Below are 21,323 nucleotides of genomic sequence, written 5' to 3' on the forward strand. Positions count from 1 at the left end.
TTGACCAAAATAAACCTTACCCTGTGCAAGGTGTGGAGCAACTATTATGTCGCAACTGATTGATAGACGACAAAATGCCGGCAAAAAAAGCACGGTGAACCGCCAACGTTTTTTACGCCGTTACAAAAACCAAATTAAGCGAGCCGTATCTGACGCCGTTGGCAAACGCAGTATTACTGAAATCGACCAAGGCGAACAAATTACCATTCCGGCCAAGGATATCTCTGAACCCATGTTCCATCGTGGTCAGGGTGGGCATGTTGAACGCGTACTGCCCGGAAATGACAATTTTATTACCGGAGACCGCATAAAACGACCTAATGGAGGCGGTGCTGGAGGAGATGGCGGCAATGCCAGTGATAGCGGTGAAGGCGAAGACAATTTCGTCTTTGAGCTCTCCCGTGAAGAATTTTTAGAACTCTATTTCGAAGATTTGGAATTACCTGACCTAATTAAAAAAGAATTAGCCCGGATCAGCACCTATAAAACCGTCAGAGCAGGAGTCACTACCAGTGGGATTCCTAACAATATCAACATACTGCGTTCCATGAAGCAGGCGACTGGGCGACGAGTCGCTCTGGCCTCACCCTATAAAAGACAATTGCGAGAAGCAGAAAAAGAATTAGCGCACTTAAAATCACTTTCCAATCCCGATAAAGTTGAGGTATCCAGACTGGAAAGAGACATTGAGTTTTATAAGAAAAAAATACTAAAGGTTCCTTTTATAGACACAATTGATCTTCGATACAACCACCGCGTACGCATAGCAGCCCCCTCAACACAAGCGGTCATGTTTTGCGTGATGGACGTTTCAGGTTCAATGGATGAAGCAAAAAAAGATATAGCCAAACGGTTCTTTATCTTGTTGTATATGTTTCTCACCAAAAATTACGACAAAATTGAATTGGTATTTATTCGTCACCATACCTCGGCAAAAGAAGTCAATGAAGAAGAATTCTTTTACTCTCGCGAAACCGGAGGAACGGTAGTTTCCAGTGCCCTGGAATTATTAAACACCATAATAGAAGCACGCTACCCCCCCCAAGCATGGAATATCTATGTGGCGCAAGCTTCCGATGGCGATAACTGGAATGCGGATTCACCTTATTGCCAGGAATTACTTCAAGAAAAGATTATGCCCTTACTCCAGTACTTTGCTTACATCGAAATTATGCCTCGCCATCATCAAAGTCTGTGGGAAGTATACCAACAGGTAAAAGAGCGATATCCTAACTTTGCAATGGAAAATATTGATAACGTAGCCGATATTTATCCAGTATTTCGCGAATTATTTAAGAGGAAAACGGCATGAAAAAAAAGCCTTTATCAACTGGTGCAGAATGGACTTTTGAGTTAATACAGGCTTACGACCGTGAAATTGCTCGAATCGCCAAAAGTTTTAATCTGGATACTTATCCAAACCAGATTGAGATCATTACCGCAGAACAAATGATGGATGCTTACGCTTCAGTAGGTATGCCTATAGGCTATCATCACTGGTCCTTTGGCAAACATTTTGTCGGGGTCGAAAAAAGTTACAAACGCGGACAAATGGGGCTTGCCTACGAACTGGTAATTAACTCAAATCCGTGTATTTCCTACCTGATGGAAGAAAATACCATGGCAATGCAGGCACTGGTAATTGCCCATGCATGTTATGGACATAATTCATTTTTTAAAAGTAATTATTTATTTAAAATGTGGACCTCTGCTGATGCCATCATTGATTATTTGGTCTTTGCTAAAAAATACATCAGTGACTGCGAAGAACGACATGGTATCGATGAGGTTGAAGCGGTCATTGATGCCTGCCATGCCTTAATGAACTATGGTGTGGATCGCTACAAACATCCGACTGCATTATCCATTCAGGAAGAAAAAATTCGCCAGCAAAACCGGGAAAGTTACATGCAATCCCAGGTTAATGAGCTATGGCGAACAATTCCTCAGAGTAAACAAATTGATGAAAATGGGCAAAAAAAACGCTTCCCGGAGGAGCCCCAGGAAAATATTTTATATTTCATTGAAAAAAATGCACCCCTTTTAGAACCCTGGCAAAGAGAAATTGTGAGGATAGTAAGAAAACTAGCCCAATATTTTTACCCTCAAGGGCAAACCAAAGTGATGAATGAGGGTTGGGCCTGTTTTTGGCACTATACCATTTTACATGCCTTATACGATGAAGGATTAGTGACTGATGAGTTTATGCTGGAAATCCTGCAAAGTCATACCAACGTCATCATGCAACCTGCCTATAACAGCCCCTATTACAATGGCATTAATCCCTATACCTTAGGCTACCACATGATGCAGGATATTAAACGAATTTGTGAGAATCCGACTGAAGAGGATAAAAAATGGTTTCCTTACCTGGCCAATACTGATTGGCTTACCAGTCTGGATACCGCAATGAGAAATTATAAAGATGAAAGTTTTATTGCTCAATATCTGTCACCAAAACTGATACGAGACTTAAAATTATTCCACATAGTCGATGATGACCGCAGCCCAGAGCTCTATGTACATGCAATTCACAACGAGCCAGGCTATCAACAAATACGCGAAGCCTTATCCAGACAATATAATTTGGGTTATTTAGAACCGGATATCCAGGTTTATTCCGTAGATCTGCAAGGAGATCGTTCCCTAACCTTAAGGTACACCCAGCAAAATCGAGTACCGCTGGGAGAGACAACAGCGGATGTTCTAAAACATCTCCATAGTTTATGGAAGTTTCCTGTCATATTACAGGCTGTAGATGCAGAAAACAAAGTAACCGCTGAATATACCTGTCCACCAACAACCGCCAAAGTGCCAAATTAGCAAACACCACCGCATCAAACCGGTTTTTCCTGACCATGCTATTGGGGGAACGACCGGTTTAAAAAGTCCTGAATTCAGAGTGAACTCATATTAAGACGATGTTACTCAGTACCAGTCAGCAGTTCAAATGATGCATCCAGGACTTTAATTCACCCCTGGTAATCCAAAGGAATGAATGTTCGCAGGGGAATCGTTATCTTCATCAGAATGCTCGCCAAAAAAGGTCTGAATTAAAGGCTTTTGAACATCTTTTCGGGGAGTTACATTTCCTTTTGCTTTAAAACTCAACCCTGAAAACTGCTCCTGCTGCAACAGATCATTGAGTTCTTTTAAGCATTCTGTAATATCAAGAACACTCTTGCTTTGTGTCGTTGTATCTTTTGATTTTGCAGCAATGCTGTCAAGGCAAAGCTCAGTTAAAATCATCTGGCCAATTGTTTCTCTTATTCGATGATCCTTGGTAACTGGAGCAAAAATCATATCCTGCAACGATTGTGACTCATCGTCTGTCCTGCTTTTTATAGAAAGGGGCGAAGACAGAGATTGTATCGCAGTAGGAAGAATTTTTAGATACCACATCTTCATAGTGGAATCAGTCAAAAGCTGCGCTTGTTCATAAATGATTGGATTAATGAACCGCAATAAAATTAAAGCCAACAGTTTACGTAACCGAGGCTCATCTGCATTAGACGGTTCTTCTCTTCGTAATAAATCGAAATAACTTAAAGATAAAACTTTCTGAATCAATGAAGGAAACATTTTGGGTGATAAAATTGCACTGACTACACTTGCAAATTTACTCTGAACCGTCTCAACATCCATGGGTTCTGCATCAAAACCTTCAGGAGTCAGGAGCATAGACTCTCGTTGTTTTACTTTTATTTGGGAGAAGGAGGAAGAAAGAGACAAAACAGATTCCCAAATCTTTTTCTTAAATTCGTTACTCTCCTCATGGGCTAAGAACTGTTGTATCAACATGGATAATAATTTATTACCCCGACACCAGCTTTCATCCGTTTCTTCCTTTAATAATTCAGCAAATACTGTAAGAAGTTCTGCCTCTGAAAGATGAGCCGTTAAAAGAGCAGCGATCTGTTTATTGGATTTATGGCAGGCCTCGTTAAGCACGCGCACTCCCCAGATTAATTTCTTTTTGTCTTTAGTCTTAACCAGTGACAGTACAAAATGAGTTGCCTTTTCAAAATCGCAAGAAAAAAGCTCATTAAAATAATCTGCTAATGAGACATCATTCTGCGACGTTCTGCTCAAGGGTAACTTGGAAATAACAGCATGACTTACTCTGCGTTTCACAACTTTATTATCCTCTGAGCTGAGATCCGGTTGATTTATTGAAGCAGGCTCAAGCAAGGAGGCTTTTGAAGAGGAAGCAGAACTACTGGTGCTGCCGATTTTATTTGAACTATAAAAACTGATTGTTCGTGATGTAGAATAAAGACGTCTCTTGGACGATATTAAATCATCTGATTTTTTAGGCCCACTTTCAACTGAACTCTCAGATGCATTCCTTGTTCGTTCAGAACCGTCTCGTTCTATCCGTACCCTACGAGGTTGACTTGAAGTGTCTTCTAATTCATCCCCTAACTCAATGTGTTTTAATTTGACACTGCATTGATGATCACTATCGGATGCTCCAAAACCTGCAAAAATCTGTGTTACTTTTGCCTGGATGTCACTGCCAATCACAAGATCGAGAAATACTGAGGGTTGAGCTGTACTATTCGCTCGAGGTACTGCAAGACTCATTCCAAGTAAAATATGAAATGCACGTGATAACTCAAGTCTTAATTTTTGTAACTCCAAATCCGGCCATGTGCGAGATAATTTTAATTCTATATCGATAATTTCTAACAAAGGTGAAATAAAACAAAAATAAAATGCAGATCTCAAGTACAAATCCGGGCTTGAATTTAATTCGTTAATCTTATCCTCTCTGGCCGCGATATTGTTCCTGGCCACTGAAAGTATATGTCTGAATTGAACGGCCAGATCCAGAGCCGATTCAAAAAGCGCTTGAAAGTGAGGCATAGCGGGATTTACTTTGGCCTCCGACTTTAAGAAATCAATACTGGTAATACTGGTGTCCTCGATTAGCTTCGAAACAAACTGATCACTGATGTCATTACATTTTTTATCTTTTTTAACCATCAATGATAATATTTGAACCAGCATGGTCGAATTACGACAATACAACTGTGTTTGTTCATTTGCAAAAAATGCAGTCATTACCTGACGGTTGTCCTGATTATCTTCAATAAAAAAGTGTAACAATGCACTGGCCAATCGTTCATCCTGAATGCCATTAATGATTTTTATAAATTTATACAAGCCGTTAATATAAATGCCATGATAATTAAAATTTTGTAACGAAGGACTGTTTAATAATACTTGAGGTAATTTAGAACAACTGACTATTGTCGATTCAGCACTTCCAGAATCAACGGATAACTGCTCTGCCAATAAAGCACGAGAGTTCATAATGTCCTTTCTGGTCACCCCAAAAATGAGTTTAATCTGTGTATTAACTCTGGCTCTCACCGATTCCAAAACTTGATTGATATCAATCGATCCATCCGAGAGCCTGGATATGTTTTTAAATTCCTTATCAGTGAGTATTTTGCCAAACTCTTTGGTTTGATAAAAAACGTCCGGCTCGTTAGAAAAAACACTGCCTAACAATTGAATTAAATGAGCTGTATTTTTTTTATAAATTTGCTTAAATTGACTTCCGCTCACCGGCTTCTTCTTTTTCATAGAAAGCTCATTCTCGGAAAGTACCACCAGCTCAAGCAAGCTTTTCGTTCCCGTTGACAGTTGAATGGAGTTTTTGAATTCTTCCAGTGAGAAGGCTCCGTTATTTAATCCAAATTTGATCGCTAAACGATGCGCTTCTTCGATCACAGCTAGTATAATTTGATATTTCTGCCTGGGGGTTAGTTTCATAAAGTACAACTCTTAAAATAAAAATTTTTATATTATCAAACCCAAGTCAGCTATAAGACCAATAAATCTTATAAAGTGACTCGTGCATGAACTGTTTAATCCAACGGATACCACCTTTAATTTAACGGAAGGAATGAGCCTCCCGGAGTTAAAAAATTTCCGGGAGACCACAAAAATACAGCCTTAAGATGCCAATTCAAGTGCCAACGCAACAGCCAGTTTGGCAAAGTTAGTCATATGATTCAGGTTTAAAAAATCCATAGTATCGGAAGAGCTGTGGATATGAGGATTACGTGCCTCAAAATCAGACTCCGATGAAAATGCAGTAGAAATCCCCTCTTCATTCCAAGAGGCATGATCACTACACTCATAACCGCAGCTAGAATAATCTACCGGCACGTGAATGTACGTACTAATTAATTGAGCAATATACCGAGATAAATTTTTGTCGGTGTAATCAGTGTAAACCCACATTGTCGGATCGTCTGGATTGGCGCGATAACCGGTCATATCAAATTGAATTGCCGCATGCACTGGAATGGATTTTTCCTGAAAATACTCTACTACATAGCGCGATCCAGCTAAATTACGAGTTCCCGCAGCGTACCAAATAATGTAAATTGGACGTTTAAAGGTCAACTTGGAAGCAAGTAAAACACGAGCGGCTTCCATAATCGTTGCAGAACCACTGCCATCATCAGCGCCAGGCATACGACCATCTGGGGTATCCATATGAGCACCGATGATTATTGCGGGAGCCTTGATATTCTTCCCAATGACTGTTACCAATGAAGGTTGCTTGTACCAGCCGGCTTTAACAAAGTATGTTTCGGTATCGGTACGACCGTACTCAAGTGCCATGGCGTTAAAAGTAGCTTTTAACCAATTTGCCGCTTCAACTCCAGTATCTTTGGTTGCTGAACGATTAGTATATGAGGTCAGATGATTTAATGTAAGCCAAATATTATCTGGCACGACTGCTTTCAAAGCCGTATTCACTTCTTTTGTATGATTAATTTCGAAATGATTGTGTTGTGTTTTATCCGCTTCGCGAGACTGAGTTACTACTGACTCTTCCTGAGATGATTGAAACTCTGCAAAAATTGGATTACTGACAAATACTAAACTTGCAGCGATCGATAATATGAATTGACGCATTTCCTCTCCCATTTAATTGTTAAACCCATTGTGCCGCAAAATAAATGAACTCACCCAAAAATCCTTTCAAGAAAAACGTCTACCATCAAGGACTTATATGTGTTCTCAATGGCTATTAACAACCATGATCCCGGTTATTTCGTTTGATTTTACAATTACGTGAGCAAATATACTACAACAAACTCAAAAAATATACCTGATACCCTAAAATAGTTACATACTATTTTCGAGGTCAAAAACAATGGCTTAAACAGCCAACGGGAGATATTTTGAGATAAGAGGATGACCCTATTGGGCCTGTAGATCGGTTATCCCCGCTTAACGGGGATAACATTAAAGTAATTTAGGATGTTCTGATTATTCTGAAGCCAGTTCGATCACAAACGCCAAAGCTAATTTAGAGAAATTAGTCATGTGCTCAAGGCTCAATAAAGACATGGTGTCAGAAGAACTATGAATATAGGGGTTGTGTTCTTCAAAATTAGATTCACATGGGAATGCAGCGGGAACTCCTATATCTGTCCAGGATGCATGATCACTGCAACCGTAGCCACAGCGTGAATAATCAACAGGAACCTGTACGTAGGTATCAATTAGTTTTGCAACATAATTACTTAAACCCCGATCAGTATAGTCGGTGAATACCCACATGGTAGGATCATCTGCTTTCACACGATAACCGGTCATATCAAATTGAACGGCTGCTTTAACCGGAATAGAATGGTCCTGGAAGTATTCCACTACATGCTGCGAACCAACCAATCCTCTTTCTTCAGCAGCATACCAAATGATATAAACAGGACGCTTGAATGTTGTTTTAGAGGCCAACAAAACACGCGCTGCTTCCATAACACTTGAAGAGCCGCTACCATCATCACCAGCTCCTGGCATACGACCATCCAGAGTATCCATGTGCGCACCAATAACAATACCGGGTGCCTTAATGTCTTTACCTATAACCGTTACTAAAGAAGGTTGTTTATACCAGCCTGTTTTCACAAAATAGGTTTCTGTGTCAGTACGACCGTATTCAACAGCCATCGCTTCAAAAGTAGCCTTAAGCCAATTGGCCACTTCAACACCCGTATCCTTTGTTGCGGAACGATTGTGATAGGAAGTTAAATGGGTTAGTGTTTGCCAGATGTTATCTGCGACGACTTCCTTCAAAGCCGCGTTAACCTCTTCCTGATGTTTGATTTCATATACATCTTTATTTAACTTACCCAGAGAAAGGGATTTTAAAGCGTCCTGCTCCAGCAGATTTTGTGCGGACTGCTTTTGAACAGCGAATTGTGTTCCGGTGATTTTATGGCTGACGTTCACAAAGTGACCGCATTTAACTTGATCTGCTAATAAGACCAGTTTCTCAACATCACTGGATTGGATATCAATAATTTTAAATTGTTTGTCTTCTGCTAATACATCATAAGGTACCGCAATTTTTGCAGCCAGGCATTGAGGTACTTGTAATTGCTCATGTGCTGGAATGCCTGCAGCAAAAAGTGAGTTTCCGGCAAATACTAAGCCTGTTGTTATACAGGTCATCCATTGGTTTAAACGCATATGCTCTCCTAATTTAATTTCACAAGACTTAAGAAAAAATCCAAGATCAAGGCAAAAGGAATTTTTAATAATGAAGTTTAAATTAATTAAGTGACCTAATTAAAAATTACAAATATCCAAGAGATTGGGCATTTTTCCTAAGTCCTGTTTCAGAGACGATACTACATGATGAACAAAATGATGCAAGCAAACTTTTCAAAATCGTACAATTCACCTGGCTCTTTGTGCTCTATTTTTGCACTTAATGCTATTGATAATCATTTTCATTTGATATACAGTTCAACTTCAAACAATTATGAGCAAAGATATCGCAATGAAACTAAAAAAATCATTTATTGATCCCCAAAAAATTCCACTTAACCTGGCCTTGATACTACTGACACTTGGTGCCAGCTTAATTCTTGGCTTTTTAAGCTTTAGTGGCATGTACGCCCTTATACCAGTTTTGTCATTAGCAATTGCAACATTCGGGCTGTCTGTACTCTACGAAGGGGAAATATATCTCCAAAATATCAAAGGCGCCTTCAACAAATTATTAAAAAATAATTATCTTGAGAACAAGCTGGCAAAAGAATACTTGCTCAATCACCTAAATGAAGATGCCCATGATGAAGACTATCCTCAATTCTTCAAAGACTATAAAACGCAGCTCAAACTTCTTCGCGCCTTTGGCCACAAAGAATTGGATGAAGAAAGTAAAAAAAGCAAAAAGCACATTGAAAAAACACTTGCCGACATGGAACAATGGTTTGCACGGCAGTTGTTCTCAAGTAAAGAAAAACACAATACAGCCGAATCCGAATATGCTTTAAAATTACGGCTTTGGCTCGCGAACCACCATCAAAATGAGTATCAACAACGACTGGAACAACGCCGCTTTCACTATAATATTGTAAAAGCGTTTAGCCTCCTGTCTGGTTTATTCATGGGTTTAGGCAGTACGTACCTCATTGTTGAAGCATTCACTATTATTCCGTTTTTTGCTGTGATTCCCTTCGCTTTATGGCCAATAATGGTCCTTCCCATGGCAGCTATCGCTGGTGCCGCCTACGCTATGCTGACTTTTAATGCCATTACCGACATGATCAATAATAATACTGTTGCCAAATGGTATAACAAAATCAGCCAGGATTTAAGCCAGGGCTTAACTCTACGAAACGTATTCATTGCTTCAACCGCAGTATTTCTTGTTGGGTTGGCTCTAGCGCTTACAATATGTACGGCCGGAACCTGGTGGACGATAGCAACTAACGCACGCCCACTGTTTGACTGGATGAAAAAAATGCCCAGCTTCATCATGGGGGTTATTAATCCAGTAATTACCGGCTTATCCGCTATATTTTTCAACATACAAAATTCTGCTGAATCCCTGGAAATGGTTGACGAAGCATCACAGAGTAAATCGCATTTTTTTGCAGGACTTTACGATTATTTTGTCAAAGGATTTCAAAATCTTATCAAGACCGAAAATTGGTTACAAATCATTAACCCATTTAGGATCTTACTTAAATTAACGGTCACGCCATTACGTATCCTGTTTTTTCTAGGTCATCTGGTGAGTATTGCCTTGACATCGGATCGTATGCCTGGGGTCCCTCAAATAGTATCCATGCTGATCGCCATAATCAGCGAAGGTTTTGAAGACGCACATTATTTTCTTCCCCAGCATCATGATCCTGATGATGAAAAGGATGAACATGGGCACAAAGACATTAATGAACTGCTTCAAGAACGAATGGATGAACATGGCGGACACGATCATAATATGGATATTCCGACCTGGCTTCTCAATACTATTGCATCACCACTCTATGCTCTGGCCGCTCTATGGGACTCACAAGCCAGTAGACTAAATCAATCAAAGCAGAATGAACCATCCGACAATGAGGTTACCAGTCAAACACCACAAGTTTTATCCTTCCAGCAAGCCTGGAACAAGCAGCGAGGCATTGCCAAAGAACACCACGTTGAAATTGATCCTCAAGCCAAACGCCCTTCAAAACAATGGCAAGAAGAACATGCCATTGAACGAATTGAACGGTTTAAAACAAATCATCTCAAAAATGTTCTTATTGGTCATGATAAAGCGAATGCCAAAATCATTGAACTGGATAAATTAAAAGATGCTATTCGTCATCCCCAAAATGGTGAGTCTCTGGCTGAAATACTAAAAGAAGCCAAAAACCAATCGGCGTATAACCAACACCGAATGTTTGCTCAAAAAGATGAAAAAACAAGAACCCAGGAATTTATTGAAGAACTGCCAAAAAGAGTCAATGCATTATAACAATCTTAAGTCATATATCCCGAGCAAAGCAAAAACACTCGCGATGCTCAGGATAATAGTCTTGTAGTCATTCTTCACTTAATGACCACTATCCCCATCAAGTCAGCAGGCTTTTTAAACCGGCTAAATGAGATTTGGCAATATGTTTAGATTTCTCTTCACAACGCTCACCACCTTTACCAAACCACTCAAGATTATCTTGAGGCAATTCATCCAAAAAGCGGCTGGGAATGCAATCCTGAAGCTCACCAGCTCGACGCCGTTGTTTGGCCAGAGTAAAACAAAGGCCTTTTTGCGCTCGTGTAATACCAACATAAGCTAATCGTCGTTCTTCCTCAATCTGATCATCATCGATACTGACTCGATGGGGTAACAATTCCTCTTCCATTCCCACCAGATAAACATAGGGAAATTCGAGACCTTTTGACGCATGCAAGGTCATTAATTGAAGGGTATCGTTATCTTGTTCATCTGACTGTTCCAAAATATCGATCAATATTAATTTATTCACTACATCAGCTAAAGTGTGCTCAGGATTCTTTTTCAATAACCTGTCGACCCATTCAAGCAATTCCCATACATTATCCATTCTCTTTTGTGCTTTGGCAGGAGTATCACTTTGTTCGTAAATATGCGCTTCATATCCACTGTCCTCAACCATTTGCCTTAAATGCTCAAGAACCGCTCCGGAAGACAATCGTCCTTTAACCTGTTCGATCCAGGCCTTAAAAGTCTGCAAAGCCGCCCTAGGTTTATCTGAAAGATGTTCACTTAATGCCAGATGATCCGCCCCTGCATACAGACTCAATCCTCTTGATTGAGCATAGCGACCCAACGCATCAAGAGTGGTGTCGCCAATACCTCGTTTGGGGGTATTGATCACACGCACAAAAGCAGCATCGTCCGCTTCATTACAGAGTAATTTTAAATAAGCAAATACATCTTTTACCTCAGCCTTGGCAAACCAGGATTGTCCGCCGCTAATGCGATACGGAATTCCATAATTGCGTAATACTTTTTCAAAAATTCTGGATTGGTGGTTTCCCCGATATAAAATGGCATAATCACCGTAATTAGTCCGGGAACGCATTTTATGACTGATTAAGTCAGCAACTACATGCTCCGCTTCATCTTGATCATCCCTGCAACTGATGACTCTGAGTAATTCTCCATGCCCCAGATCACTCCACAATTTCTTTTCAAACAAGTGTTGATTATTAGCGATTAAATGATTTGCTGTATGCAAAATTCGACTGGTCGAACGATAATTTTGCTCCAGTTTAATGATTTTAAGTTGAGGGTAATCGCGTTGTAATTGCTCCAGATTTTCAGGCTTGGCACCACGCCAGGCGTAAATAGACTGATCATCATCTCCAACTACCGTAAAATGGGCTCGAACGCCAACCAGTTTTTTTACTAATAAATACTGACTGGTATTTGAATCCTGATATTCATCAACCAATAAATGACGTATTTTATTTTGCCAATACTCCAATACATCCGGATGCTCTGTTAGCAGACTCACCGGCAATCGAATCAAATCATCAAAATCTACGGCATTATACGATTTTAATGCCTGTTGATAGCGAGGATATATCAATGATGCTTCTACCTGAACAGGTGTATCCAGGGGACAATTTAAAACCGATTCAGGGCTTAACAAATCATTTTTCCATCGAGAAATTTGCTGCTGAATTTGCAGCATGTACTCGCGTTCATTCGCTTTATTAGCAGTGAGAAAATGGCGTAAAACCTGCAAACAATCCTCACTGTCAAAAATAGAAAAACCTTTTCTTAACTCACATAAAGCGGCATCACGTTTGATCATACTTAAACCTAAAGTATGAAACGTAGCAACTTTCAACCCACGACGGCTTGATGACGGCAGGACTGTAGCAACCCGGGCGCGCATTTCATTTGCCGCTTTGTTAGTAAACGTTACGGCACAAACTGATTTGGCGGAGTAGCCACAGGTATTGATTAAATAGCCAATTTTTTGAGTGATAACTCGTGTCTTACCACTTCCAGCGCCAGCAAGAACCAACAAAGGCCCATCAATATAATGTACTGCTGCCATTTGTTGGCTATTCAACATACTTTAATCTCGTGCAAAAAGAGGGCATTATCGCTTACCCTGACTTTTCGAATCAACTGTTAATTGCTGGATCGCTCCACGTCAAACTCTTCTTCATTATCCGAGTCAATAAATTCATCCTTTTTTTCGATTTCATTGATCTCGGTAATCCCAAACAATAGTTTATCTATGGTCTTAAACAGTGGCATAAGCATGCTATTATTTTTCATAATAATTCCTCAGGTGTATTTAGGGGGTTTTTTAAGAATAGATCAAGACCACCGAATTTCCAGGAAATACTCAAAAAATAGTTTCAAAATGTATCTTAAAAAGAACCTAAGTAGCCATATAACGTCCTGGCCTGCAAATAAATTAAATCTCAGACTATTCCGCTCCTTAAAGCTCGCTGCACGGGTGTTTTTAATCACAGGATTGGCTATGAATACTCTGACCATATTATGTTATAATAGGCAAATTTGTGTAACGAGCTTTTCCAATGAAAGAATCAGATACATTACAACGATTCATTTTTGAACATGCCAACATCCGTGGCGAAATTGTCCATATTGAAAAAACATTTCAAACCATAATGAATCAACGTACCTATCCACCTATGGTTAAAAACTTATTAGGTGAGGCTATTGTTTCCTGCCTCTTGTTAGCCAGCAGTATTAAATTTGAAGGAGGTTTGAGTTTACAGTTTCAGGGGGACCATCGATTACCATTGCTGATTGTGCAATGTGATCACGAATTAAACATAAGGGCTTTTGCCAAGTGCGCCGAAGATCTGGAAATTATCGATTACGCAACAGCATTTCTTCAAGGTCAAATGGTACTCACCATCAGTCAAAATAATCAAACCCAGGTATACCAAAGTATGGTACCGCTTCAATCGACATCGATGAGTGAAAATCTGATGGGCTATTTTGCGCATTCGGAACAAGTAGCGACACGCGTCTGGTTGGCAGTAAATAATGAGATGGCTGCAGGCATGCTGCTTCAGTTGATGCCAGGACAAGACACGTTGCAAAGAGAACAGTTTTGGGAATATGCCGTACAACTGGGACAAACGGTTAGCGAAGAAGAATTATTAATCCTGGACAATCAAACCCTGCTCTATCGGCTTTATAACGAAACTGATCTCAGAATATTTGAATCTCGATCTACTCGCTTTCAATGTCGGTGTACGAATGAAAAGATGAGGCAGGTGATTACTACTCTGGGCAAAGAGGACGCCGAAGCCTTATTGCAAGAACAAGGTGCGATTGAGATAAACTGTGATTTCTGCAATCAGAAATATACCTTTGACTCCATAGACGTTGCCCTGTTGTTTCATCAATAGACTGGTATCAAATTACATGCAAAACCAGCATATTTACATAAAAGTCATCTAAGATAACCACCATTAGTCTCAGTAGTGACTTCAGTCGGAATCAACACTGAGACTATAAATTGCTTCAATCAGATGATTACTGTAGTGTTAAGTCAATTGAAGATAAAATACCTTTGTCTTTTGGACTAAATTGCACGTACTCCCCGCGCATAGCCTGTAATATTTGTTGTAATGTAATGAATTGCGCGCTTAACTGAAAATACAAATCGGCTGACTCACTTTCCTGCAATTCACCTGCTGTTAAATAGGCAGCTTGCCCCATATCAGAAAAATAACTCAGGCTCACATGACGCTTTTTCGCAATCCCGGGAAAAAGTCCACAGAACAGAAGACTCTTATCCCCTACATCGCGCAATAATTCTAATTGCAGCTGTCGTGGTTTACGCATGGAATCAAGGAAATCAAGAGCCACAACCGATTCAATCAATTTGGGGCCTTGGGAAAAACGCATTAATAAAAAAACGAGATAACTTTCCGTGTTTTCGTTCAAAATTAATCGTGTAGACGCTTGAGCTTCATTAACCAAAGCATGCCATTGACTAATATCGGTGGGATGTAAAATTAGTTGCTTCATAAACTTCCCCCTTTTTTTACTTCCTAATATTAGTCTAGCAAAGCTTGTACCAAAATATCAGAGAGATCATGGAATAAATGGTTAATATGCTGTAACTATGTTTAACGCATCAATATTTTATCTGCGATAAAAAAATGACGGGACTTTGTCATCATTTTGACAGAAGCGGGTTGCTCGGTTGAAGCGAACCCGCAGAGGATAGAATGACAAGAATTCCAAATTCAAATGGATTGATGCAATGCCTTCCATTCAGTCCAGGTTCCAGAATATCCCATCAAGGACTGACGAGAAAACTCATAGAATTTCTTCAGGAATGCAATTCTCTTAATATAATAAGGAGTTAGCTCTGGATCCCCACGATAAATTTCCAAAAGGTTATAATATGGAGAAATGGAGGCCTGACGTTCTATTATTTCCTCAAAACTAACCTTGTCTGCGTTATTGAGCATATCAAACATCGCCAGGATAGTTGAAGTACGTCCTTTGCCACCACGACAATGAACATGGAACCAGGTTTTTTTAGGCTTGCTACGGACCAAATTCAAAAATGCATCGACCTCCGAATCCCGGGGAGCACGGTGATCGGTAATAAACAGGCGATGGTATTCAAAACCCCATTTTGAAACATAATACTCTTCATTTCTAACGGTTCCGACAGCCATGGATTTCCCATTGAAATACTGTTTTTGTCGATATTGAGGCACTGTTAAAATTCCGGGTATGGTTTTTCTAAAGCGTAAAGTCGCCAGCCAATTTTCTTGATCCTGCGCGCTTTGGGCATTGGTTTTGCCAAGATTGAGCCAGTTATAATCGCTAACAAGAGTAATCGCCCTTCCGTTTAAATAACCATGACTTTCCTGTCTTAAATCCAGTACGATGACCGGTTTGCCATTTTTAGGCCGGCGCATCGCAATATATTCAGCGATAGTCCGCCATCCCTTTTCGCTCGGTTCTTCACTTCCGGATAAATAAAGGTCATGAATACCCTGAATATTGCCGTTATAAGCATCAGCAATTGTTGCGACATCACGCATCCATTCAACGGAGGAAAATTGGGTTTTACTGTCCTGCACAATGCAAGGATTATCTACAGTGGATTCACAGACAGCGGGTAATGGGGCAGAAAAAACACGTCCTTGTATTAAAAAAAACATCATTAATACAACTTTAAATCCTTTAAAGTCATTCATATTAAAGCCTTAAAAAAATGCAACTTCTCAATATCCATGAAACCATCATCCATAACGCATAGCGTTCTTCCGGACAGTGACACAGTGCTTTTTTTGGAGATCCTTCACTGAGCTCAGAATGGACAGGATTCTCAAAGGTACTGAGAGATTACTACAAAAAAACTCAATTCATTCTATTTAAATGTTTTTTCATCTTCAACATAATTTTTAGCCACTCAATTGAAAAAAATCCAAGGTTGAGACAAAAAAAATTGTTAATGAAGGAGTTACAACAATTTAATGACTTAATAAAAAATTTCTTTTAACGAAGGGATTGGGCGTTTTTCGTAAGTCCTGATAGAATTAACACCCAGTATCGGATAGGATTTAGTCAGCAATTCGTGTATAATGTTGAAACTATGAACAAATACCCAGCTATTCCTTAACATTAATTCCAGCAATTCCCAACTAAAGGTTATTTATGATTGAACAGATTCGCAATATTGCCATTATCGCACACGTTGACCATGGCAAAACAACTCTTGTAGACAAACTACTTCAGCAAACTGGTACTTTAAATGAACGTGCGCCCAAGGTTGAGCGAGTCATGGACTCTAATGCACTTGAAAAAGAACGGGGAATCACCATTCTTGCCAAAAATACGTGTGTTTATTGGAATGGATATCAAATTAATATCGTTGATACCCCGGGGCATGCGGATTTTGGTGGAGAAGTAGAGCGTATACTCTCTATGGTTGACTGCGTTCTTCTATTAGTCGACGCTGTTGACGGCCCTATGCCTCAAACTCGATTTGTAACTCAGAAAGCCTTTGCCAGAGGCTTAAATCCTATTGTTGTCATTAACAAAATAGACAGACCTGGAGCAAGACCTGACTGGGTCATGGATCAGGTGTTTGATTTGTTTGATAATCTTGGGGCCAACGACACCCAATTGGATTTTCCTGTGGTCTATGCTTCCGCCCTCAATGGTTTTGCCAAACTCAATCTGGAAGACGAAGCAACGGATATGTCAGCGTTACTGCAAACTATTATTGATAAAGTTGCGCCTCCAGATGTGGACCCGAATGGTCCCTTCCAAATGCAAATCAGCTCATTAGCCTACTCTACTTATGTAGGCACCATAGGCATCGGACGAATCACCAGAGGTCAAATTAAAGCAAAATCGCCTGTAAAAATCATAGATAAAGACGGCAACATGCGTAGTGGCCGCTTATTGCAATTACTTGGTTTTAAAGGGCTGGAGCGAGTTGAAATCGAAGAGGCTGGAGCGGGTAATATTATCGCGATAACGGGAATTGAAAACCTGAATATCTCCGATACCATATGCGATCCCAATACAGTAGAAGCGTTGCCTGCATTAATGGTCGATGAACCCACCATCAGCATGACGTTCCAGGTTAATGATTCTCCATTTGCTGGCCAGGAAGGTAAATTTGTCACCTCCCGTAAAATTCGCGAACGTCTGGATACTGAATTATTGCACAATGTGGCTTTACGTGTTGAGGATTGCGAAGATCCCGATAAATTCAGAGTGTCTGGTCGAGGGGAATTGCATTTATCCATTCTGATTGAAAACATGCGCCGTGAAGGTTATGAGTTAGCCATCAGTAAGCCGGAAGTCATTATTCGGGAAGTAGATGGAGAACTGCAAGAGCCTTATGAACGCCTGACAGTAGACGTTGAAGAAAGTCACCAGGGCACCATCATGGAGAAACTGGGTGAACGTCGTGGCGACATGCAAAACATGGTTCCGGATGGAAAAGGTCGAGTCCGATTGGATTATATTATACCGACTCGAGGCTTGATTGGATTCCACAATGAATTTTTGTCATGCACCTCTGGTACTGGATTAATGTACCACGTTTACGATCATTATGGCCCCGCGATTAAAGGCCGAATCGGCAAACGCACCAACGGCGTGATGATCGCAAATTGCCAAGGTACCGCACGTGGCTTCGCTCTGTTCAACCTGCAAGAGCGTGGACGCTTGTTTCTCGATCCTCAAGCTACTTGCTATGAAGGAATGATTGTAGGGATTCATGCCAGAGATAATGACCTGGTAGTGAATGTGACCAAAGAAAAGCAATTAACCAATATGCGTGCTTCCGGTACTGACGAGAACATCATCCTTACTCCGCCAATCAAGTTAACTCTGGAACAGGCTTTGGAGTTTATTGATGATGACGAACTGGTTGAAGTAACACCAAATTCAATTCGGTTGCGTAAGAAATCCTTAAAAGAGCACGACAGGAAAAAAGCATCACGTATTGCTAATAGTGAAGAATAATAACGAAATGAAACAAAAATTTAAGCGAGTCATACTCTATGCTCGTCAGCATAGAGCCAATCAAGGTGTAAGCGAAAGCTTACACCGACTGGTTGAATTTTTAACAAATCAGAACATCAAAATCTATCAGGATCAAGATACTACTGCCGGTTTCATGATGAACATCCCCATATTAGCTCGAGAAGATATGGGAGAAAAAGAGGATTTAATCATCGTTGTAGGTGGTGATGGCAGCCTGCTTTCTGCAGCACGAATGGCAATCCAAGTAAATACACCTGTAATTGGAATTAACCGAGGTCGTCTGGGCTTTTTGACGGACATACTGCCTCAGGATATAGAAACTCAACTGGGTGCTGTATTGAACGGTTCTTATGAAGAAGAACAACGGTTCTTGCTGCATACCCGAATTTACGATCAGGATAAAACCTATTTTGAAGGCGATGCGCTTAACGATGTGGTTTTAGGCAGGGGAAAAGAAACCCATCTGATCGAGTTTGATGTGTACGTTAATCAACAACTGGTTAGTCATTATCGCTCCGATGGTATGATCTTATCCACACCTACTGGCTCTACTGCTTATGCTCTATCAGCCGGAGGCCCTATTATGCACCCCCAACTGAATGCGATTGTGCTAGTACCCATGTTTTCGCATAGCCTTAGTTCCCGGCCTCTCGTGGTTGACGGGGAAGCTAAAATTGAACTGCACATCAGCGAGTTTAATGAAACTGAATTACGGGTCAGTTGTGATGGCCATGAATCACGAATGGTTAAACCAGGTCAACGTGTGTCAATATACAAAAATGGCAATCAACTCCGCTTGTTACATCCACTGGATTACCATTATTATGATACATTACGTAGTAAACTTGGCTGGGAATCAAAACATCAGGGATAAATCATGCTCACAACCTTGCGCATTGAACATTTCGCTATTGTTAAACAACTGGAACTGGATTTTTCAAAAGGCATGACCGCCTTCACAGGTGAGACCGGAGCAGGCAAATCCATCATGATAGATGCCTTAATGCTGGCATTGGGTGGTCGTGGTGATGTCTCAGTTATTCGCCCTGGTCAGGAGAAATGTGATATTACCGCTGGTTTTATTTTTGATCAATTATCAGAGCCTGCCCAGTGGTTGGCAGAACACGATATTTCCTGTGATGAAGGCGAACTATTTTTAAGGCGCATTATTTACGCTGAAGGACGATCAAAATCCTATATTAATGGCCAACCTGTTCCACTGCAAAAGGTAAAAGAACTCAGCGAAAAACTGGTTCATATTCACGGACAACACCAGCACCAGACACTGATGCAACATCCAACACACAGACAGCAATTGGATCAATACGCCAATCACCCCAATTTATTGGATGAAGTTTCTCGCTTGTACAAACAGTGTCAGCATATTAAGCTGGAAATAGATCAGTTAAAAAACCAGGAACAACAAGCAGACAGAATCAAATTATTGCAATTCCAAATCGAGGAATTTGCAGCCCTGAATCTACAGGAAGGTGAAATTGTGGCATTGCATCAAGAACATCAAATGCTGCATCATGCCAGAGAATACCTGGAGCACAGCCATCATATAAATACCCTGCTTAATGGCGACGATCAGATGAATATCTGCTCAGGATTAAATCAAGTTATTCAATTAATCAATCAACTTCCTCAGGAACAAACTCAGATTAAGAATTCACTTGAACTGATTAACGGCGCCCTGATTCAATGCGAAGAAGCATTGAATGAAATGCACCAATTTAGCGAACGCGTCCAATTGGATCCCCAGCGCCTTCACGAAGTAGAAGAGCGGATGAGTGCCATCCATCACCTGGCTCGAAAATACCATATTGACAGCCATGCAATTCCTGAACATGAACGTTTACTACACAATGAACTGGAACAGTTACAAAATGCGGAATGCCAATTAGCTCATTTGCAATTGCAGCTGAGCCAATTGACTAAATCCTATGATAGGGCAGCACAAAATCTTACCGAATCACGACAGCTCCATGCTAAAAAATTAGCTCAGGAAATCACTGCCAGCATTCAACAATTGGGTATGCCAAAGGGCTGGATAGAAATTGACATTTCACCACTGGAAAAGATGCAGTCTCATGGCCGTGATAAAGTTGAATATAAAGTATGTACTAATCCCGGCATGGAGCCTGATGTGCTGGGCAAGGTTGCTTCTGGTGGAGAGCTGTCCCGTATTGGTCTGGCCATTCAAATGATCACCGCGCAAAGAGGATCGACGCCAACCCTGTTATTTGACGAAGTGGATGTCGGTATTGGCGGAGCTACTGCTGCACTGGTAGGAAAGATGCTCCGGAAGCTTGGAGAGCGATTACAGGTTTTCTGTGTGACTCATCAACCACAGGTTGCAGCATCGGCTCACAATCACTTCAGGGTAGAGAAGCAAAGTGACAACAAACAAACAGTAACTCAAATTACACTTCTGAAATCAGATGATAAAGTTGACGAAATTGCCCGAATGTTAGGGGGATTAACCATCACCGAGCAAACTCGTTCGCATGCAAAGGAACTTTTAATTCAGAGCAATGACTGATTTTGTTGATTAATCATTGTGCTTTTACTTTATTTTTGTGCCAAATCACCTTAATTTTAAAAAATATTAAAAATATTTCATAAAAAAACAGCACAAATAATAAAATAATGCTACAATGGTTGGGTAACAATTTAGGAAAATAACATGTCAGATAAAATTCGCGGTACAGTAAAATGGTTTAATGAGTCCAAAGGTTTCGGTTTTCTAGAAAGTGGCGGTAAAGATTATTTTGTGCATTTCAGCGCAATCCAAAGCAGCGGTTTCAAAACTCTTGCTGAAGGTGCAACTGTAATGTTCAAAGCTAGCAACGGACAAAAAGGTCCTCAAGCTGAAGAAGTTGAAGTAGTCTAATTCATTTATTTTACGCCTTGTTCGTGTCTAGATATTCTTATCTACTAATGAACAAGGCGTTTTTTTTGCTCTAAATTTCATAGCTCCCCAAATCCA

Annotated in this window: 15 protein-coding genes; 8 read left to right on the forward strand and 7 right to left on the reverse strand. The window is 40.4% G+C overall.

Translation table 11 applies throughout. The features are described 5' to 3' along the window. The first annotated feature begins 46 nt into the window (after positions 1-46). Together G543_RS0100320 and G543_RS0100325 are read left to right on the forward strand one after the other, a co-directional pair. On the forward strand, positions 47-1,312 hold the full coding sequence (locus G543_RS0100320; protein ID WP_028382741.1) for a YeaH/YhbH family protein: 1,266 nt from the start codon (positions 47-49) through the stop codon (positions 1,310-1,312). Next, the gene (locus tag G543_RS0100325; protein WP_028382742.1) at positions 1,309-2,823 is read left to right on the forward strand and encodes a SpoVR family protein; all 1,515 of its coding nucleotides are present in this window, start codon (positions 1,309-1,311) and stop codon (positions 2,821-2,823) included. The genes G543_RS0100320 and G543_RS0100325 overlap by 4 nt, the downstream gene beginning before the upstream one ends. 144 nt (positions 2,824-2,967) lie before the next feature. On the opposite strand, the gene G543_RS0100330 is transcribed toward G543_RS0100325, so the two are convergent. The 3 genes from G543_RS0100330 to lapA form a co-directional block, all read right to left on the reverse strand. Next, positions 2,968-5,784 (reverse strand): hypothetical protein, encoded by a 2,817-nt coding sequence (locus G543_RS0100330; protein ID WP_028382743.1) that lies wholly within the window; start codon positions 5,782-5,784, stop codon positions 2,968-2,970. A gap of 183 nt (positions 5,785-5,967) precedes the next feature. Next, the gene (locus G543_RS0100335; RefSeq protein ID WP_238584737.1) at positions 5,968-6,942 is read right to left on the reverse strand and encodes a M28 family peptidase; all 975 of its coding nucleotides are present in this window, start codon (positions 6,940-6,942) and stop codon (positions 5,968-5,970) included. 357 nt (positions 6,943-7,299) lie between these two features. After that, on the reverse strand, positions 7,300-8,505 hold the full coding sequence (lapA, locus tag G543_RS0100340) for an aminopeptidase LapA (RefSeq protein ID WP_028382745.1): 1,206 nt from the start codon (positions 8,503-8,505) through the stop codon (positions 7,300-7,302). A 313-nt stretch (positions 8,506-8,818) separates the two neighbouring features. On the opposite strand from lapA, the gene G543_RS0100350 reads away from it, so the two are divergent. Continuing rightward, on the forward strand, positions 8,819-10,792 hold the full coding sequence (locus G543_RS0100350) for a hypothetical protein (protein WP_028382746.1): 1,974 nt from the start codon (positions 8,819-8,821) through the stop codon (positions 10,790-10,792). 97 nt (positions 10,793-10,889) lie between these two features. On the opposite strand, the gene G543_RS0100355 is transcribed toward G543_RS0100350, so the two are convergent. Continuing rightward, positions 10,890-12,887, reverse strand: a complete 1,998-nt coding sequence (locus G543_RS0100355) for a UvrD-helicase domain-containing protein (protein ID WP_028382747.1) — start codon at positions 12,885-12,887, stop codon at positions 10,890-10,892. Positions 12,888-12,946: 59 nt separating this feature from the next. Continuing rightward, the gene (locus G543_RS19150) at positions 12,947-13,096 is read right to left on the reverse strand and encodes a hypothetical protein (RefSeq protein WP_165482377.1); all 150 of its coding nucleotides are present in this window, start codon (positions 13,094-13,096) and stop codon (positions 12,947-12,949) included. 266 nt (positions 13,097-13,362) lie between these two features. On the opposite strand from G543_RS19150, the gene hslO reads away from it, so the two are divergent. Beyond that, positions 13,363-14,208: an Hsp33 family molecular chaperone HslO gene (gene hslO / locus G543_RS0100365; protein ID WP_028382748.1), complete on the forward strand. Its 846-nt coding sequence runs from the start codon at positions 13,363-13,365 to the stop codon at positions 14,206-14,208. Positions 14,209-14,335: 127 nt separating this feature from the next. Here the strand turns inward: hslO and G543_RS0100370 are convergent, their stop codons facing one another. Together G543_RS0100370 and G543_RS0100375 are read right to left on the reverse strand one after the other, a co-directional pair. Next, positions 14,336-14,833, reverse strand: coding sequence for a hypothetical protein (locus G543_RS0100370; protein ID WP_028382749.1), 498 nt, complete (start codon positions 14,831-14,833; stop codon positions 14,336-14,338). Positions 14,834-15,054: 221 nt separating this feature from the next. Beyond that, positions 15,055-16,023, reverse strand: coding sequence for a phosphatase domain-containing protein (locus G543_RS0100375; RefSeq protein ID WP_028382750.1), 969 nt, complete (start codon positions 16,021-16,023; stop codon positions 15,055-15,057). A gap of 460 nt (positions 16,024-16,483) precedes the next feature. Between G543_RS0100375 and typA the strand changes: the two genes are divergently transcribed. The 4 genes from typA to G543_RS0100395 all read left to right on the forward strand — a co-directional run bounded on the left by typA (position 16,484) and on the right by G543_RS0100395 (position 21,227). Further along, positions 16,484-18,310, forward strand: coding sequence for a translational GTPase TypA (gene typA / locus G543_RS0100380; RefSeq protein WP_028382751.1), 1,827 nt, complete (start codon positions 16,484-16,486; stop codon positions 18,308-18,310). Positions 18,311-18,317: 7 nt separating this feature from the next. Further along, positions 18,318-19,205, forward strand: a complete 888-nt coding sequence (locus G543_RS0100385; protein WP_028382752.1) for an NAD(+) kinase — start codon at positions 18,318-18,320, stop codon at positions 19,203-19,205. Between the two features lie 3 nt (positions 19,206-19,208). Then, a complete protein-coding gene (gene recN, locus G543_RS0100390; RefSeq protein ID WP_028382753.1) occupies positions 19,209-20,876 on the forward strand; it encodes a DNA repair protein RecN in 1,668 nt (555 codons plus the stop codon). Between the two features lie 144 nt (positions 20,877-21,020). Then, positions 21,021-21,227, forward strand: a complete 207-nt coding sequence (locus G543_RS0100395; protein ID WP_028382754.1) for a cold-shock protein — start codon at positions 21,021-21,023, stop codon at positions 21,225-21,227. The last annotated feature ends 96 nt before the right edge of the window (positions 21,228-21,323 follow it).

The sequence above is a fragment of the Legionella moravica DSM 19234 genome (genome assembly GCF_000423305.1).
Taxonomy (GTDB): domain Bacteria; phylum Pseudomonadota; class Gammaproteobacteria; order Legionellales; family Legionellaceae; genus Legionella; species Legionella moravica.

What these genes read in the sequence shown, in the direction of transcription:
- G543_RS0100330 (WP_028382743.1), bottom strand. Translation starts at nt 5,784, where the DNA reads ATGAAACTAACCCCCAGGCAGAAATATCAAATTATACTAGCTGTGATC.
- recN (WP_028382753.1), top strand. Translation starts at nt 19,209, where the DNA reads ATGCTCACAACCTTGCGCATTGAACATTTCGCTATTGTTAAACAACTG.
- G543_RS0100385 (WP_028382752.1), top strand. Translation starts at nt 18,318, where the DNA reads ATGAAACAAAAATTTAAGCGAGTCATACTCTATGCTCGTCAGCATAGA.
- G543_RS0100370 (WP_028382749.1), bottom strand. Translation starts at nt 14,833, where the DNA reads ATGAAGCAACTAATTTTACATCCCACCGATATTAGTCAATGGCATGCT.
- G543_RS0100350 (WP_028382746.1), top strand. Translation starts at nt 8,819, where the DNA reads ATGAAACTAAAAAAATCATTTATTGATCCCCAAAAAATTCCACTTAAC.
- typA (WP_028382751.1), top strand. Translation starts at nt 16,484, where the DNA reads ATGATTGAACAGATTCGCAATATTGCCATTATCGCACACGTTGACCAT.
- G543_RS0100395 (WP_028382754.1), top strand. Translation starts at nt 21,021, where the DNA reads ATGTCAGATAAAATTCGCGGTACAGTAAAATGGTTTAATGAGTCCAAA.
- hslO (WP_028382748.1), top strand. Translation starts at nt 13,363, where the DNA reads ATGAAAGAATCAGATACATTACAACGATTCATTTTTGAACATGCCAAC.
- G543_RS0100355 (WP_028382747.1), bottom strand. Translation starts at nt 12,887, where the DNA reads ATGTTGAATAGCCAACAAATGGCAGCAGTACATTATATTGATGGGCCT.
- G543_RS0100320 (WP_028382741.1), top strand. Translation starts at nt 47, where the DNA reads ATGTCGCAACTGATTGATAGACGACAAAATGCCGGCAAAAAAAGCACG.
- G543_RS0100325 (WP_028382742.1), top strand. Translation starts at nt 1,309, where the DNA reads ATGAAAAAAAAGCCTTTATCAACTGGTGCAGAATGGACTTTTGAGTTA.
- G543_RS19150 (WP_165482377.1), bottom strand. Translation starts at nt 13,096, where the DNA reads ATGAAAAATAATAGCATGCTTATGCCACTGTTTAAGACCATAGATAAA.
- lapA (WP_028382745.1), bottom strand. Translation starts at nt 8,505, where the DNA reads ATGCGTTTAAACCAATGGATGACCTGTATAACAACAGGCTTAGTATTT.
- G543_RS0100375 (WP_028382750.1), bottom strand. Translation starts at nt 16,023, where the DNA reads ATGAATGACTTTAAAGGATTTAAAGTTGTATTAATGATGTTTTTTTTA.
- G543_RS0100335 (WP_238584737.1), bottom strand. Translation starts at nt 6,942, where the DNA reads ATGCGTCAATTCATATTATCGATCGCTGCAAGTTTAGTATTTGTCAGT.